This window comes from Methylosinus sp. LW3 (assembly GCF_000527115.1).
GTDB lineage: Bacteria > Pseudomonadota > Alphaproteobacteria > Rhizobiales > Beijerinckiaceae > Methylosinus.
The window spans coordinates 3,882,153-3,897,669 of sequence record NZ_AZUO01000001.1 but is presented as its reverse complement, the minus strand read 5'-3'; the positions used below and the strand labels follow the sequence as shown (position 1 = coordinate 3,897,669).

The 15,517-nt window shown below is 63.7% G+C and carries 19 protein-coding genes; 1 reads left to right on the top strand and 18 read right to left on the bottom strand.

Features of this window, described 5'->3' with window-relative positions; genetic code table 11:
• Positions 1 to 48: 48 nt before the first annotated feature.
• From METLW3_RS0119660 to merT, 9 genes are all read right to left on the bottom strand, one after another.
• Positions 49 to 339 (bottom strand): hypothetical protein, encoded by a 291-nt coding sequence (locus METLW3_RS0119660; protein ID WP_024881524.1) that lies wholly within the window; start codon positions 337 to 339, stop codon positions 49 to 51.
• Between the two features lie 168 nt (positions 340 to 507).
• Complete coding sequence (locus tag METLW3_RS0119655) at positions 508 to 2,127, bottom strand: IS66 family transposase (RefSeq protein ID WP_024881523.1); 1,620 nt, start codon at positions 2,125 to 2,127, stop codon at positions 508 to 510.
• 69 nt (positions 2,128 to 2,196) lie between these two features.
• The gene (gene tnpB / locus METLW3_RS0119650) at positions 2,197 to 2,544 is read right to left on the bottom strand and encodes an IS66 family insertion sequence element accessory protein TnpB (RefSeq protein ID WP_024881522.1); all 348 of its coding nucleotides are present in this window, start codon (positions 2,542 to 2,544) and stop codon (positions 2,197 to 2,199) included.
• A 3-nt stretch (positions 2,545 to 2,547) separates the two neighbouring features.
• Positions 2,548 to 2,940 (bottom strand): transposase, encoded by a 393-nt coding sequence (locus METLW3_RS0119645; protein WP_024881521.1) that lies wholly within the window; start codon positions 2,938 to 2,940, stop codon positions 2,548 to 2,550.
• 166 nt (positions 2,941 to 3,106) lie between these two features.
• Positions 3,107 to 3,541: a ribbon-helix-helix protein, CopG family gene (locus METLW3_RS0119640; RefSeq protein WP_024881520.1), complete on the bottom strand. Its 435-nt coding sequence runs from the start codon at positions 3,539 to 3,541 to the stop codon at positions 3,107 to 3,109.
• Between the two features lie 7 nt (positions 3,542 to 3,548).
• Entirely contained in the window at positions 3,549 to 5,576 is a 2,028-nt protein-coding gene (locus METLW3_RS0119635) for a conjugal transfer protein TraG (protein ID WP_024881519.1), read from the bottom strand.
• 519 nt (positions 5,577 to 6,095) lie between these two features.
• On the bottom strand, positions 6,096 to 7,751 hold the full coding sequence (merA, locus tag METLW3_RS0119630; protein WP_024881518.1) for a mercury(II) reductase: 1,656 nt from the start codon (positions 7,749 to 7,751) through the stop codon (positions 6,096 to 6,098).
• A gap of 183 nt (positions 7,752 to 7,934) precedes the next feature.
• Positions 7,935 to 8,213, bottom strand: coding sequence for a mercury resistance system periplasmic binding protein MerP (gene merP, locus METLW3_RS0119625; RefSeq protein WP_024881517.1), 279 nt, complete (start codon positions 8,211 to 8,213; stop codon positions 7,935 to 7,937).
• A 17-nt stretch (positions 8,214 to 8,230) separates the two neighbouring features.
• Complete coding sequence (gene merT, locus METLW3_RS0119620) at positions 8,231 to 8,581, bottom strand: mercuric ion transporter MerT (RefSeq protein WP_024881516.1); 351 nt, start codon at positions 8,579 to 8,581, stop codon at positions 8,231 to 8,233.
• A gap of 278 nt (positions 8,582 to 8,859) precedes the next feature.
• Here merT and METLW3_RS0119610 point away from each other — a divergent pair, with 278 nt between their 5' ends.
• Positions 8,860 to 9,336: a helix-turn-helix domain-containing protein gene (locus tag METLW3_RS0119610; protein WP_024881515.1), complete on the top strand. Its 477-nt coding sequence runs from the start codon at positions 8,860 to 8,862 to the stop codon at positions 9,334 to 9,336.
• Positions 9,337 to 9,374: 38 nt separating this feature from the next.
• Here the strand turns inward: METLW3_RS0119610 and METLW3_RS0119605 are convergent, their stop codons facing one another.
• The 9 genes from METLW3_RS0119605 to METLW3_RS0119570 all read right to left on the bottom strand — a co-directional run bounded on the left by METLW3_RS0119605 (position 9,375) and on the right by METLW3_RS0119570 (position 15,493).
• On the bottom strand, positions 9,375 to 11,108 hold the full coding sequence (locus METLW3_RS0119605; RefSeq protein ID WP_024881514.1) for a VirD2 family relaxase/mobilization nuclease: 1,734 nt from the start codon (positions 11,106 to 11,108) through the stop codon (positions 9,375 to 9,377).
• Positions 11,098 to 11,355, bottom strand: coding sequence for a hypothetical protein (locus METLW3_RS28360; protein WP_157516596.1), 258 nt, complete (start codon positions 11,353 to 11,355; stop codon positions 11,098 to 11,100). The genes METLW3_RS0119605 and METLW3_RS28360 overlap by 11 nt, the downstream gene beginning before the upstream one ends.
• Positions 11,352 to 12,170, bottom strand: coding sequence for a lytic transglycosylase domain-containing protein (locus METLW3_RS0119600; RefSeq protein ID WP_245267423.1), 819 nt, complete (start codon positions 12,168 to 12,170; stop codon positions 11,352 to 11,354). The genes METLW3_RS28360 and METLW3_RS0119600 overlap by 4 nt, the downstream gene beginning before the upstream one ends.
• Positions 12,167 to 12,661, bottom strand: a complete 495-nt coding sequence (locus METLW3_RS0119595) for a S26 family signal peptidase (protein WP_245267449.1) — start codon at positions 12,659 to 12,661, stop codon at positions 12,167 to 12,169. Before METLW3_RS0119595 ends, METLW3_RS0119600 begins: the two co-directional genes overlap by 4 nt.
• Positions 12,662 to 12,684: 23 nt before the next feature.
• The gene (locus METLW3_RS0119590; protein WP_024881511.1) at positions 12,685 to 13,194 is read right to left on the bottom strand and encodes a DUF2840 domain-containing protein; all 510 of its coding nucleotides are present in this window, start codon (positions 13,192 to 13,194) and stop codon (positions 12,685 to 12,687) included.
• Positions 13,191 to 13,448, bottom strand: coding sequence for a hypothetical protein (locus METLW3_RS0119585; RefSeq protein ID WP_024881510.1), 258 nt, complete (start codon positions 13,446 to 13,448; stop codon positions 13,191 to 13,193). Before METLW3_RS0119585 ends, METLW3_RS0119590 begins: the two co-directional genes overlap by 4 nt.
• A complete protein-coding gene (gene parA, locus METLW3_RS0119580) occupies positions 13,445 to 14,080 on the bottom strand; it encodes a ParA family partition ATPase (RefSeq protein WP_024881509.1) in 636 nt (211 codons plus the stop codon). Before parA ends, METLW3_RS0119585 begins: the two co-directional genes overlap by 4 nt.
• A 211-nt stretch (positions 14,081 to 14,291) precedes the next feature.
• Positions 14,292 to 15,191 carry a replication initiator protein A gene (locus METLW3_RS0119575; RefSeq protein ID WP_024881508.1) on the bottom strand — a complete coding sequence of 300 codons (900 nt, stop codon included), beginning with the start codon at positions 15,189 to 15,191 and terminating at the stop codon, positions 14,292 to 14,294.
• Between the two features lie 17 nt (positions 15,192 to 15,208).
• On the bottom strand, positions 15,209 to 15,493 hold the full coding sequence (locus METLW3_RS0119570; RefSeq protein ID WP_024881507.1) for a helix-turn-helix domain-containing protein: 285 nt from the start codon (positions 15,491 to 15,493) through the stop codon (positions 15,209 to 15,211).
• Positions 15,494 to 15,517 lie beyond the last annotated feature (24 nt).

Sequence of the window (15,517 nt, the reverse complement as noted above, 5' to 3'; positions counted from 1 at the left end):
GTGAGACTGCGCCGGACGCGCCGAACTTCGATGGAATGCCAAGCACCGTCATTGATCGAGATCCAGCGGTACTTGCCGATCCCCACCGAAATGACCCGCACGTGAGCCGCCGCGCGGCTTCTTCGCTGTCAGTTCCACCGACGCGATCACGCTCCGGAAATCGAGCTGCTGCACGCTCATTTCGGCGACGAGCGCCGCGATAATGGCCAGCTTATCGGGCACCTCTCCTGAACGAGCATAATTTGAGACAGAGTTCGGGTTCATCGCAATCAATTCGGCAAACGCACGGATGCTTAGGCCTGCCCGCGCCAAGGTACGGAGAAATTCCTCATAGCCCATCTCACCCCTGCGCGTTGATCACATGCTTTTATGTATACTCGCACATAGAATCATGTGTGGCAATAACGATTGCATCTCGCGCCCGCACTCGCGTCTTAATGCGGTCGTGCCGGGGTCCTCGTATTCATCCGCCGAAGGCCGCAGAAATTTCCTGCAAGGGCGGAATCCTTAAGCCGCGATGTCGTCGGCCGCTTTCGGCGTGGATGCGCGTTCGGCCTTCCAGCGCCATGGCAGGAACTCGTCGACCCTCGTAGCCGGATGGTCGGGCAATTTGGCGAGGACATGCGCGAGCCAGGCTTGCGGGTCCACGTCGTTGAGCTTGCAAGACTCGATCAGTGAAAGAACGGCGGCGGCCCGGCGTCCGCCCTCGTCGGAGCCGACGAATTTCCAGACGCGACGTCCGATCGCGGCGCCACGCAAAGCGCGTTCGGCGGCATTATTGGAGAGGCAGATGCGTCCGTCGTCGAGGAATCGTGTGAATGACCCCCAGCGATTGAGGCTGTAGTTGATCGCCTTGCAGATATCGCTCTTGCCCGAGACGAGCGCGCGTTGCTCTCGCAGCCATGTCTCGAGCGCGTCGACCAGCGGCTTCGATTGCAATCGACGCGCCGCTTTTCGTTCGTCGGGCGGCTTTCCGGCTATGCCGCGCTCGATCTCGAACAGCTCGTCGATACGGCGCACCGCCTCGATTGCGATCGGCGCCTTCGCGAGCTTGGCGAGCTCGAAGAATTTGCGTCGGCTATGCGCCCAGCACGCGGCTTCTAAAATCGGCCCCGGCTTTCGCTTGGCGTCATAGAGCTCGTTGAAGCCGGCGAAGGCGTCGGCTTGCATGACGCCAGCCCAGCCGGACAGATGAGCGCTGGGATATTCGCCATGGCGCGACGCCGAATATTCGAAGAAAGCGGCCGGCGGCGTCTTTCCACCGAAGGGCCGATCGTCGCGCAGATAGACCCAGAGGCGGCCGGTCCGCGTCTTCGTCTTCGCCAACACCGGAACCGTCGTGTCGTCAGCGTGGATCCGTTCGGCGGCGAGTACGTGACGACGCAGCGCGTCGAGAATGGGCTCCAGCGCGACGACGCAGGCGCCGACCCGATCGGCGAGCGTCGACGTGTCGATCTCGACGCCTTCGCGCCTGAAGGTCGCGCTCTGAAGATTGAGCGGCTGATGCAGCAGAAACTTGTTCACCAGAACCATCGCCAGCAAGCTCGGTCCGGCGAAGCCGCGCGGGATCGGATGCGACGGCGCCGGCGTCTCGGTGATGGCGTCGCAATCGCGGCAGGTGAACTTCTCGCGCACATGCTCGACGATCTTCCAGCGGCGCGGATCGCATTCGAGCGTCTTCGTCACCTCCTCGCCGAGCTTGTGCAAGCGCAGGCCGCCGCATTTGCCGCAGGCGCAGGGCGCGGGCTCCATGATCCGCTCGACGGGGAGATTCTCCGGCAGCTTGCGCGGCCCGCGCGGTCCTCTCGGAGCCCTTATCTTGCCGGCTTTCGTCGCGGCGAGATCGGCCTTCGCCTCTTCGGCTCCTTGCGCCTCTTCCAGATCCTCGATCGCCAGCTCGAGCTGTTCGACGAGCAGCTTGGCGCGTTCCGATGATTGGCCGAAGGCCTCGCGCCGCGCCTTGGCGAGCAGCAGCTTCAGCCGCTCCACCTCGAGCGCGCGAACCTTCGCTTCGCTCTGCGCGACGATGCGCGCTGCTTGCTCTTGCTCCAGCAGCTCACGCTGCGCGAGGATCAGCGCATGCGCGCTCGCGAGGTCTAAAGGAAGCGGCTCGAAGCTCGTCGTCACGACACGAAGTAGAGCATATTCGCGTCGAAAAATCTTGCCGAAATTATCGCTCGGCGCGATTGGCCGCACTTATCCCGCGGTGCTCGGACGCCATGTTTTCTGGGGCATTCGCCAATCGATTCCGTCCAAGAGAAAAGCCAGCTGCGCGGCCGATATCGCCGCCGCACCCGCCGTTGCCGAAGGCCATATGAATCGTCCGCGCTCGAGACGTTTCGTAAACATGCATGCGCCCTGGCCGTCATGCCAGATCAGCTTTATTCTGTCGCCTCGACGGCCTCGGAAGACGTAGAGATCGCCCGCGTGAGGATTACGCTTCATGCCTTCCTGCACGAGCAAGGCGAGAGTGTCGAATCCCTTTCTCATGTCGGTATGGCCGGCACATAAGAACACGCGGACGCCGCCGCCGAAGGAAATCATCGTTCAGCGCTCCGCCTTCGACAAGGCGCCTATGACGCTCGCCAAGATCTTCGCATCGGGCGCGCCTTCGATCTTCATCCGTGCGCCGCCCGCGAACTCGATGGTGATCATCGACGGCGCGGATTCCAACGCGGGCATTGGCGCTGGCATCGCAGATGCGATCGTCACGGGAACGAAAGTCGGCTCGTCTCGCGTGTCGAGCTCGCTCGATATCAATGGCGCCGCCGAAAGCGCTCTTCGCCACCGATAGACAAGACTCGGGTCGACGCCGGCCGCCCGCGCGATCTCCACGACGTTCGCCCCCGGAGCCGCGGCCGCCATGGCCAATCGCTCCTTCTCGGCGAGAGAGTGCTTGCGACGTCGCTCGACCGACGTGATGATCTCGATGCGATCCATGGCTCTCTGTGACTAACCTGTGGCTAGTCACAGTGTCTTATCCGACGCGCTGATTCGTAAGGCGGCCGCCGCCGGATGAATACGGGTCCTCTTGCTGCTCATGCCGGTCAGATTGCCTGGCCACACGTGATCGAGGGCTCCTGGTTCTGGCCTTTGTGCGGACCGTCTATTCCTCGCTGACTTCACCTGGAGGCGTTGACACGTCCTCCGAAATTTCCCGCGACAGTCGCTGTCCCTTTGCGAGCCGGCGTCCCAACGCCTCGACGAAGCTTTCGTAACGCTCGCGCCCTTTGGCCTGGGCGGCGGCTTGCGCGCCGTCAGGCAGCGGTGGAGTTGCGGTGAGCCATGCCCGAATGTAGAGCGCCAACGCCTCGACGGAAAATTCGAGATCGCGCTCCATACGATCGACGGAGCGGGCGAGTCGGTCGAGCCGGCGTGTCACGGTCGCTTCCCATCGATCGGTGTCATCCGACGTGAGAAAGGAAATGATTGCGGCTTCGGCGATCGCCGATTTTGCGGCGCGCTCTTTCGTCGCGAGCTTTTCTAGCCGCGCCATCATCTCGACGTCGAGATAGACGGAGAGCCGGTGTTTTACGGCCATCGTCGCCTCACAGCGCTATGCCATCGTCGGAATCCATCGTGGCCTGACGCGCAACGGATCGGAATCGGCTGTGAAGAGCACGCGCGCGGATCGCATCCGCGTCGTCATGGTCGTCGTTGTCCGTTGGCTCCTCTCGTGCCGATGCAGGCCCCGTCCTTTCCGGCGCGATGGCTTCATGATCAGGGATTTCCGGCTCCCGTCGAATGCCGCCGTTCGCCGGATCATCAGCGTCCGATGTCGTGGCATCGCTACGTTCCGCTTCCGCAAAAGCCGTGTGGAGCGAGCGCACCATGATCCAGTCGTCCTGCAAAAGATATGGCGTCGCAGTCCGTGTTGAGCCCTCGCGCTCGTCTCCTTCGAGGAGCGGCGAAGGGAAAATCCGCGCCGCCAATCGCCGATCCGCGTAATAGCGCGCTTTCTTCGCACGGATCGGCGGCAGTCCGGAGACGAGGACGATTTCGTCCGTGGCGGGGAGCTGCATAATTTCGCCGGGCGTCAACAGCGGTCGCGCGGTTTCCTGGCGTGACACCATCAAATGGCCGAGCCAAGGGCTGAGCCTGTGCCCAGCATAGTTCTGCATCGCGCGCAGCTCGGTTGCGGTGCCGAGTGCGTCGGAGACGCGTTTCGCCGTTCGTTCGTCATTGGTAGCGAAGGAGACGCGCACATGGCAATTGTCGAGAATGGCGTTGTTCGGCCCATAGGCCTTCTCGATCTGGTTGAGCGATTGGGCGATGAGGAAGCTTTTGATCCCATAGCCCGCCATGAAGGCGAGCGCCGACTCGAAGAAGTCGAGCCGACCAAGCGCCGGAAATTCGTCCAGCATCAGCAATAGCCGGTGATTGCGATTTGTCGCGTCGAGCTCCTCGGTCAGCCGGCGGCCGATCTGATTGAGCACCAAGCGCACGAGCGGCTTGGTACGCGAAATGTCCGACGGTGGCACGACGAGATAGAGCGTCGCTGGCCGATCGCTGGAAACAAGATCGTCGATGCGCCAGTCGCAGTGGCGCGTCACCTGCGCCACGACAGGATCGCGATAAAGGCCGAGAAACGACATGGCCGTCGACAGCACGCCGGAGCGCTCGTTCTCGGATTTGTTCAACAGCTCGCGCGCAGTCGAGGCGACGACGGGATGCGGTCCATCGGCGCCGAGATGCCTCGTCGTCATCATGGCCTTGAGCGTCGTCTCGATCGGGCGTTTGGGGTCCGAGAGAAAGTTGGCGACGCCGGCGAGCGTCTTGTCCGATTCGGCATAGAGAACATGCAGGATCGCGCCGACGAGGAGCGAGTGGCTGGTCTTTTCCCAGTGATTGCGGCGCTCCAAAGCGCCTTCTGGATCGACGAGAATGTCGGCGACATTTTGCACATCGCGCACCTCGGCAGGACCTCGCCGCACCTCGAGCAGGGGATTATAGGCGGCCGAATTGGCGTTGGTCGGATCGAACAGCAGCACGCGCCCGAAGCGCGACCGCCATCCCGCGGTGAGATTCCAATTTTCGCCCTTGATGTCGTGGACGATCGCCGAGCCAAGCCAAGTGAGCAAGGTCGGAATGACGAGGCCGACGCCTTTCCCGGACCGCGTCGGCGCGAAGCAGAGAACATGCTCCGGCCCGTTGTGGCGCAGATAGTCATGGTCGAGACGGCCGAGCACGACGCCGTCCGGCCCGAGCATTCCGGCGTCGCGAATCTCGGTCGCCGTCGCCCAACGCGCCGAGCCATAGGTGATGACGTTCGTCGATTCGCGGGCGCGCAGGACCGACATGAGGATCGCGGCGGCTATGGAGGCGAAGCCACCCGACGCCGCGATGGCTGCGCCCTCGATGAAAATCTCCGGAGCATAGGCATCGAAATGATACCACCACCAGAAGAACGCCGGCGGGGCGTAGAAAGGCCAGGACTCGATCTTGAACCACGGCAGTCCCAATTCGGACTGGAAGGCGAGCCGCCACGCCGTCCATTCTGTCGCGCCCCACGTCGTGGCGAGCACGATCGCGAAGACGACGAGTATCTGGCCCCAGAGGATGCGCACGGCGGACATGAAGGCCAAGTTCCGACGCTTAAGGAATGGCGCCAACAGGGAAAAAGCTGTTGTCGCAGTTTGTCGCGCGATAGCGTGCAAAGACGGGGTAGCGCCAATTCCGCACCGTCATAGCGCTATCGCGAGCGACGCTTCTGGAAACCGGACAGGCCTGTAATGGGGATGATGCGATTTGCGCTGGAGAGAAAGCGTGACGGCTCATTCGGCCGTCAGGCGCAACCTCGCATCCAACCATCCCCATGGGGTGCAGCCGACCCTCACCCACCGGCCGAGCAGAAGGCTGGGCGCCGCACCGAGTTCCGGGCAGCCCGGATAGGACATTACCGCCGCGAGGACATGGCTGGCGTCGACCCAACTCAATATGACGGTGAGCACGACCCACCCGCGTCCAACCACGGGACGGCTCAAGCCAACCCGAGCAGAACGATGCCGACGACCAATCTCGCACAGCGCTGCCCAGCGTTCAGCGGACGCCAATCGGCAGCGCCGTGGCTGCCAGGATGCGCGTTCTTTCATCGCTCACCCTGCGCAGCAGGACAATTGCTTTACGTCCTTGCTGAAGGTCTGCGCCGCAAGCTTCAACCCCTCGACCATCGTCAGGTATGGGAACAACTGGTCGGCCAATTCATGCACGGTCATTCGCGTCCGGATGGCAAGCGCCGCCGCCTGGATCACTTCGCCCGCGTCCGGCGCGACCGCCTGCACGCCAATGAGCCGGCCCGATCCTGCGTCGGCGACGAGCTTGATGAAACCGCACGTGTCGAAATTCGCCAGTGCGCGCGGCACATTGTCGAGCGTCAACGTGCGGCTGTCCGTCTCAATGCCCTCATGGCGCGCTTCCGCCTCGCTGTAGCCAACGGTCGCGACCTGGGGATCCGTGAACACTACAGCGGGCATCGCGGTTAGATCGAGCGTGGTGTCGCCGCCGCTCATATTGACGGCCGCGCGCGTCCCTGCCGCTGCCGCGACATAGACGAATTGCGGCTGGTCGGCACAGTCGCCGGCGGCGTAAATACGCGGCGCGCTGGTGCGCATGTGCGTGTCGATGATGACGGCCCCTTGCTCATTGACGGCGACGCCGGCGGCCCCCAGCGCCAGCCCGCGCGTATTGGGTGCGCGGCCAGTGGCGATCAGTAGCTTGTCGGCGCGCACTTGGCCGTTCCCCGTTGTGAGCAGGAATTCCCCTTTCGTATGGGAGACGCCGCAGGCCTGCGTGTGCTCCAGGACCTCGATGCCTTCGGCCCGGAAGGCGGCCGTGACGGCCTCGCCGATAGCCGGGTCTTCGCGGACGAGCAGCGTGCTGCGTGCGAGGATCGTGACCTTGCTGTCGAGCCGTGCAAATGCTTGCGCCAGTTCGACGGCCACGACCGATGAGCCAATGACGGCCAATCGCTCAGGGATCGTGTTGCTTTCCAGCGCTTCGGTGGATGTCCAATAGGGAACGTCCTCGAGACCAGCAATCGGTGGAATGGCTGGGCTCGCGCCCGTGGCGATCAGGCAGCGGTCGAACGCAACTTCGTGTTCGCCGCCTTCATTGAGATGGACGATCAAGCTGTGATCGTCTCTAAACCTCGCCGCGCCGCGCAGCACGGCGATGGCTGCGTTGCCTTCGAGAATCCCCTCGTATTTGGCGCGACGCAGTTCATCGACGCGCGCCTGTTGTTGGGCGAGCAGGTCGACCCGCTTAATCGCTGGCTTGCTCGCTCCAATGCCTCCGTCAAATGGGCTCTGACGGCGCAGATGCGCGATATGGGCGGCGCGGATCATGATCTTGGAAGGCACGCAGCCGACATTTACGCACGTGCCGCCAATGACGCCGCGCTCGATAAGAGTGACGCGCGCACCTCGTTCGACGGCTTTCAGCGCAGCCGCCATTGCGGCTCCGCCGCTTCCGATAACCGCCACATGCAGCGGCGCGCCCCAGCGCTCCTGCTCGGCTTCTCTGTCGCGCATTTTCCCGGACCGCCGTTCTGGAGTGTTGGCGGCGCGCGAGTGTTTTGCGACCATTGCTTGATAGCCCGCGGCCTGCACAGCGGCGGAAAGCGACGCCGGGTCGAGCGACTCGTCGCCGCTGACCCGCGCCGTCCCTTCGGCATAGGATACGTTCGCCTCATAGACGCCGGGAGCTTTGAGTAACGCCTTTTCGACGTGACTCGCACAGCTACCACAGGTCATGCCGGCGATTTGCCGAACCACACTGCTTTCGCGCTTCGCCTCATGCGGGGCGGGGGCTTCCTCGCCGCCGAGTCGTTGCCCGATCACATTACGCACGCGCGCGAGAAGCGGCTTGGCGTGGCTTACGGCGACCGCAACCGAGTCGGCGAGCGCCGTCTTGAAAGAAAATCCTTGGTCCATGACTTACTTCTTCAATTGGGAAGGATAACCGGCCCCTTCGATCGCCTTGGTGAGCGCTTCGACATTTGTTTTCGCGTCGTCGTAGGTTACGAGAGCTTCCTTCTTCTCGTAGCTCACCTCGATTGCTCCGACGCCCTCGACCTTGCTCAGCGCCTTCTTGACGGTGATCGGGCAGGCGGCGCAGGTCATGTTCGAGACCGACAAGGTGACGGTCTTCGTTGCGGCGTAGACGGGCGAGCTGAACAGGGCAGCCAAAACGAACATTGCGGAGAGCTTTTTCATGGGTGGGAGGCCTCTTTTCAGTAGAATAGCGGAAGAGCGTAGGGGAAGATGGCCGACGCCCCGACCAAGGCCGTCACGCCCCAGAAGAGCAGTTTGTAGACGGAGTTGATTTGCGGTGTGGCGCAGACTTCTTCCGGCTTGCAGGCTACGGCCGGGCGATAAATTCGACGATAGGCGACGAATAGCGCAATGGCCGCGGCGCTGAGGAAGACCGGGCGGAATGGCTCGAACGCTTTGAAATTGCCGAGCCAGGCGCCGCTGAACCCGAGGCTGACGAACAGGAGCGGGCCAAGGCAACAAGCCGAGGCGAGGATCGCGGCGAAGCCGCCGGCGGCCAGGGCCTTTCGACCGAGTGATTGTTCCGACATGCGTTCCTCTTCGCTGCTCAATCGGCCATGACCCAGCGCGCAAAAAGGAAAAGCGCGCCGGCAATCCCTGCGGTCACCGCCAGCCCGATTGGCGTCATCGCCATTTAGATGAGACCAAGACCTTCGCCATCACACATCGCAGCATCCTCCAGCATCAGTTTGGAAAGCCGATTTCGCGCGCGGTTGTCTGCGCTTTCCAGTTCATCTATCGTCACCCTAGGGCCTGTAGCCGCTACAGGGTCAAGGACTTTTTTTCTTCCATTCGGGGAGGACCGGCGATGAAGGCCGAGGAGAGATTCTCGATCGGCGAACTGTCAAAGCAGAGCGACGTGAACATCGAGACGATCCGCTACTACGAGAAGATCGGCGTCATGCCCGCGCCCGGCCGCAGCGCCGGCGGCTATCGCATCTATGGCGCCGACCACCTCAAGCGGCTGAGCTTCGTACGACGCAGCCGGCAACTTGGTTTCAGCCTCGATGAAATCCGCGGCCTTCTCCGCCTCGTCGACGGGCACGCCTACACGTGCGCAGAAGTTCAGGCGCTGACGCTGAATCATGTCGCCGAGATTCGCCGCAAGATTGCCGATTTGAAGCGACTGGAGCGGGTCATGGCGGAAATGGCCGCGCAATGCAGCGGAGAACGAGCGCCCGAGTGCGCGGTCATCAATGCTCTTTTCGATGCGTGGCCGCCATCCAATGAACGCCACGCGAACCTATCGCCGCCCAAGAGGGTACGATCAGCGACGAGCGCCTGAGGCTTCGACATCTGGTCGCATGTAGGTCAGAAACAGAACTATCTCCCAATTCCTCGTCGCCTTCCAAGACTCCACTCCACCATGCCGTCGGGCGACACGATGCCGGAGACGTGCCTCTCGAGTTCGCGCTCGAGAGAGGATGACCAGGGCACGAGGCTGAAACCGAAGCCGTCGTCGATCATAGCGTAACGGCCCGAGGCGAGCGTGAGGCGCTGGCGATAGACCCCGGCCACCGATTCTCCCTCGGCCACGATATGACGTGGCAGGCCAGTGTGAGCGGAGAGCCGCTCGGCGGAATCATTGAGTTCACGCGTGCGCAAGGTGGCGAGCAGATCCTGTGCAAAGACGAATCGTCGGCCTTGGCGGCGCGCCAGCCCTGCGGCGGCGAGATGGTCGGCGCGGGCGTCCATGGCGGATCGGACCTCGCGGCCGAAGCCCGCTTCGGAGAGCGGCGCCGGCTCCGCCTCCACGAGGCGGCGATCGAGCCAAGTGGCGCCCTTTGCGTGAATTTGATCCTCGATCGAGAGATCGGAGCGAACGGCGAGGACCAGACGCGACGATCCGCCATCATGCGATGGGAGGCGCCGGACTTCCACAATGGCGCCCGGCGCGGCGTCGCCGGTCGCATCGAGGTCAGCGAATCGGACGTGGTGGGCCCGGCCGTCGACGCCGTCGACGACGGCGAAGGCGGAGCCCTTCAGTTCGTCGTCGAGGCCCCGCGAGACGAGACGGCCGAGGATCGGGTCGCCGCGCGCGGTGCCATCCCAGGCGAAGTCGCCGGCCGATCGCTCGATGCCGCGCTCAGTGAGCCCGCGATGGATTCGCTTGATGATGTCGCCGCGCTCGCCGAGCGCGCGAAGCGTGCTTTCGGCTTCCTCGGCCAACACCCATTGTCCCGGGCCGATCGGCGCGACGAGACCAAGCTTCTCCAGTTTCCGGATGCGCCCGACCAGCAAGGGCCGCTCGCTATCAGTCGCCGGCTCCCGGTTCGGGCGCAAATCCACGACTCCTTCTCGGCCGGCAGCCTGGCGAGCAAGCGTTTGATCGAGCGGAGTCCAACGATCCGCCTCTACCTGACGTTCGAGGCCACGGCGAATCTCGAGTTCGCTGCGCGGACCGAGCTCCAGAGTGACGAGCTGTTCGCCGCGTCCGCGCAGGCCCCGGCTGATATAATCACGGCTGATGACGAGATCGCGGCCGTCGTCGGCGCGCCCACGCACGAGAATATGAATATGCGGATGCTCAGTGTTCCAGTGGTCGACCGCGACCCAATCGACTCTCGTTCCGAGATCGCGCGCCATTTGCCCCATCAGATCGCGCGTGAAATTTCGTAGGTCAGAGAGTTCCGCCGCGTCATCGGGCGACACGATGAATCGGAAATGGTGGCGATCACCGTCGCAGCGTTCGGCGAAGTTGCGCGCGTCCGCTTCGTCGCCTCCGGCGTCGAACATTTTTCCCGGCGCGCCGTCGCGGGTCACGCCGTCGCGGCGCAGATAGGAAAGATGCGCCGCCAGCGGCGCGGACTTCGGGCCATGACGGACGACTCGCGCCTTGACGACCACGCCGCGAGACTTCGACGTCAGACCGCGGCGCGCGAGGAGACTTGCGGCGCGCCCGCGTCCGAAGCTCCCCGCCTTTCCGCCTGCGCCATGATGCAGCCCCCCGGCCTTCTGCGTCGCTGCGAGAACGCGCGCCACGAAGCTCTTCGCCCTTCCCGGCTTCGTCGAGCGGACGCGGCCGGGACGAATGCGGATGTCGTCGTCACGAGACATGGCGCAACGCCGACGAGGTGAAAATAGCCGTGCTGTTAGAGTCACATGTGAAGATCGACAGGCTGCGCCGCGAATTCGCAGGCTGTGCGAACGTGCTGACGAAAAAAGACAAAGCGACCGCCGGACAGAGCCGCAGGCTGTCCCTTTTATCCTGCCCTCCGTAACCCGCTCGATCACGCTCTCCGTCGAGCATCGCCGGATGTACGACATTGCGCGCCAACCTTCGATGAAGTGCGATCTTCTTCATTGTGGATCGCCTCCGCCGGTCATGCGCACGAAAAGGTCGTTCGAATGTGGAACGAGCGCCGACAAATCGACGATGCGATGCGCGGTCGAAGCACCGTTTGGCTGCATGCCGAGTGACGACGATTCGCCCGACGGATCGTCATCGGCGCGCCGAGCGAACAGCGGTGCGTCCCTTCCGGTGAAGGAAGTCGCGCCTCCGTCGACACGGCGCCGAAGCCGCTCCGGATCGATGATCGGAGCGAGTGCCGCGACATATTCCCGCGTATCAGCAGGGAGCGCTCGGTCTGCCGCGAGATAGCGGTCGAAGCGCGCCGGGCCAGCATTGTATGCGGCGAGGAAGCCCGGCGATCCGTATCGATCGAGCAGCTCTCGAATATACGCCGAGCCGGCCAAAATGTTGTCGTGCGGATCGAATGGATCGCCGCCGAGGCCGTAGCGGGCGCGCAATTCGTCGTAGGTCGAAGGCATGACCTGCATCAGGCCGATTGCGCCTTTGGGTGATCGGGCGCGAACGTAGCCGCCGCTCTCGATGCGCATGATCGCTCGTATCCAGCGAGCCGGCACGGCGAAGCGTTTGGCAGCTTCTTCGACGAAGGTTTCGATCTCGGCTTGCGTATGCTTGTTCGCTGGCGATGGATCATTCGACGCCGATTTCGCGTGAGCAAAGGTGCCAGATTGTAGCGACGACGCTGCAATCATGGCGACCACACCTATCGTCGCGAGACACTTCGGAACGTATGCCGTGAAGGAGAAAACGTCGCAACGGAAAGCGAATGGTGGTACGACGATGCGTATGCGATGGAATGGCGCAGTCATTCTTCTGTCGCCTCCTCATCGGTCCAAAGAGGGGTCGCGTGTCCGACGACCGAGGTGATGGCGATCGGTCCGAAATAGCGGCCGTCGAGGGAGTTCGGGGATTGCCAGTTCATGACGAAGATCATGTGGTCAGCTATGCTGCGGCAACCCTGCCACACGGGAAGTGCGCGTCCGAGTTGATCGCTTTCGCGCGCCGCTCCCATTTCGATGCCGTCGACGATTATGGCGAGGTTCCTTCGGCAGACTGTCTGTCCGGGAAGCGCGAGAACGCGCTTCAGAAGCGGTACGCCGCGCGGCAGGTAGCTACGCTCGGCGAGGAAATCGGCGACCGCCCGCGACGGTTCGACGACGACAAGATCGGTGACGCGGAGCCGGTCCGGCGGCGTGACGAGATAGAGCCCGATCGGCACGCTGGCGCTGACATTCCAGATGAGGCCCGGCGCAGCGCCGATCCACGGCGGAACCGCGGCGGCCGCGACGCCGGAACACATGACGGCGAGGATGATGCGCGGCGTCATGGCATGACTTTCTGACGCAGCAACCAGGCGTCGTGTCGCTGCCTGGTATAGGGTCGCGGCGCGCTGCCGACGGTCAGACGATTGTGGACATGCCGCCAATAATCCGGAGCGGCGTCGGCCGGATCGATGCCGATCGCTTCGACCGTATCGATCGCTCGCAATGCCCGCTCGACTCTCGGCCAGCTATTGAGGCGCAGCAAAATGTCGCCGCCGGGACGGACGAAAGGCACGGTCGAGAAGGCCTCGCCCTGCGACACCGCACGCAGAATGTCGATCCGCGAAATGATCGTTCCATGCTCATTGGCCGCCCAGCGCACGAGTGCGAAGATGCTGTTCGACGTGAAGCTGACGATACGCCGGCGGCGATCGAGCGTCTTCTCCTCGGCAATGCGACCGAACCTGATCCAGAATTCGACGCGCTTGGGAATGAAGGTGAGCTCGACATGCGTAAGGGAAGAAATGGCGCCTTCGGCGGTCCTTCCGGTGACTGGGATGTCCGAGTTCACGACTGGCCTCCATCGTCTCGGGGGAATTCACGCGCGAGCAGGTCGCGCAGCATGTCGGCGACGGTGACGCCGCGCCGAAAGGCGATGATTTTGATGCGGCCGCGCAAATCGGGCGTCACGTCGATGGTCAGACGCGCGGTGCATTGCTCGGCCTTCGACGCGGCGCTACGCTCGTTCCGGTCCGCGGTCTTGATCCAGGCGTCGGCGTCGCTCGGACGTTCGGCGAAGCCGCGTGGAGGCTTGCTCGAGGTCATGCGAGCCTCTCCAACTCGGCGGCGAGCGCGGCGATCTCGCGCGCAGCGACGGCGCCGTTGACCGTTTCCGAGACGAGGCGGCCGCTGCGCGCGGCGTCTGCGAAGACGACGCGCTGACCGATGCGCGAGGCGAGCACCGGCGGTTCATGGGTGGCGAGCGCCTGGGCGGTTTCGCGCGCGATGACCGTGCCGGTCGCGCAGCGATTGAGAACGAAGCGTGCGAGAAGTCCGGGCCGGAAGATGCGGGCCTCATCGATGAGCCTCAGCATTTCGCTCGACGCCCAGCCGTCGAATGGCGACGGCTGGGCGGGAACGAGCGCGACGTCGGCCGCGAGCAGCGCCGATCGCATCAGGGCGGCGACCCTCGGCGGCCCGTCGATGACGACATGGTCGGCGTCGCGAGCGATCTCTGGCGCTTCACGATGCAGAGTGTCGCGCGACAGGCCGATCACTCCGAAGAGCCTCGGAAGCCCTTCTCTGGCTCGTTGCTCGGACCAGTCGAGCGCCGAACCCTGTGGGTCGGCGTCGATGACGATCGTCCGCTTGCCCTCGCGGGCCCATCGGCCGGCGAGATGAAGCGCCAGGGTGGTCTTGCCGACGCCACCCTTCTGGTTGAGGAGCGCGACGATCATGGCGCGCCTCGATGGCAAATCTGGCGCTTGTCCACCGCGTGAATTTCGGCGCGGTCCGTTAGATAGAATCCGAAGGATTCTATGTTAGTACAGTTAGAAGCGCCGTGAACCGTTTCAAAGCAATTGGTTGTGACGCATTTCGGTCCCCGATGGGACGAGGATTCGGTCCCGGATAGCACGAGCGTTCCGGTCCTCGATAGCACGAAGGAATTCACAGCTTATCCCCCGTGCGGCGTGAGGACTCGAAGTGCCGCGCGATGCGCTCCGATGGATCGATCGCAATGGGGACGAAGACGAGAATCTCGGCGCCGAGCAGGCCGCGTTCGATCATCAGCCGGTAATTGGGCAAAGGTTGCCGGCGCACGATGTCGCGCAGGTCGAAGGCGAAATGCTTGAGTGGAGAGAGCGCGCCGGACTTCGCGTGGAGATGGCCGAAATCGAAGCTCCATCCGCCGTCCTGGCGGCCACCGTGCTTGCGCACGAGCCGATAGAGCCAGCGCTCAAGGCCGCCGGTCAGCGCGAAATAAGCGCGGTCGATGGTCAGCACCAGGGCGTCGTCGAGAACGCCGGCGTAGAACCAGTCGGGCAGGATCAGCTCGAGGCCGAGCGGGCGACCGCTGGGGTCGGCTCGCTCTTTCCATTCGTTGATCCAGGAGAAGCGGTGTCGCCGGCGCTCGCTCGGCTGGCGGATGGAGGTCGAGACGCTGGTCGATTGCAGTCGGTCGAGCGCGGCCTTCAGCCGATGATAGTCGCGCGCGCCGACCCCGCGACCAACGAAGGTGAGGATTTCATGCGGCGTCGCGGCCATCAGGCGGGAGGTCCGCAATCCTCGATCACGAGCCTGGACGATCTGCGACGCGGCCCAGATCAGCACATCGGCGTCCCAGATCGTCGCCATGCCGTGGTCGGCCGACGCCTCGACTTTGATCGAGATGTCGCCCATCTTGAAGTCGATCGGCGTGAGCCGGCGCGACTTCGCGAGGCTGAAGAAGGGATAGGCCATGAGGTCCTGGGCGTCGCGCGGCGCAAGATCGCCGGGAAGGGCATGGAAGAGCTCGAGCTGCTCGCGCTCGGCGTCGTGAAAGAGGTTTCGGCTGTGTGTCGCGATCATGGCCGCGCCCCTGAACGTCAGCGACGCGGCTGGCCGGCGAAGGCCGGCGAAATGGCGGCATGACGCTTCGCGGGCAGGACTTTTCCGACGCCGGGGTCGGAGGTCGACGCTTTGGCGCCAAGATCGAACCAGGCCTGCAAATCATCGAGACGGTAGACGACGCGGCCGCCGAGCTTGGAATAGCGCGGGCCGGTGCCGTAAGTCCGATGCTTTTCGAGCGTGCGGCTCGAGAGGCCGAGGAAGCGCGCAGCCTCGGGCGTGCGCAGGTAGCGTGGCGGGAGTTCGGCGCCTGCGGCGGACATGAAGGCTTCTCCGTGATGCTGCGG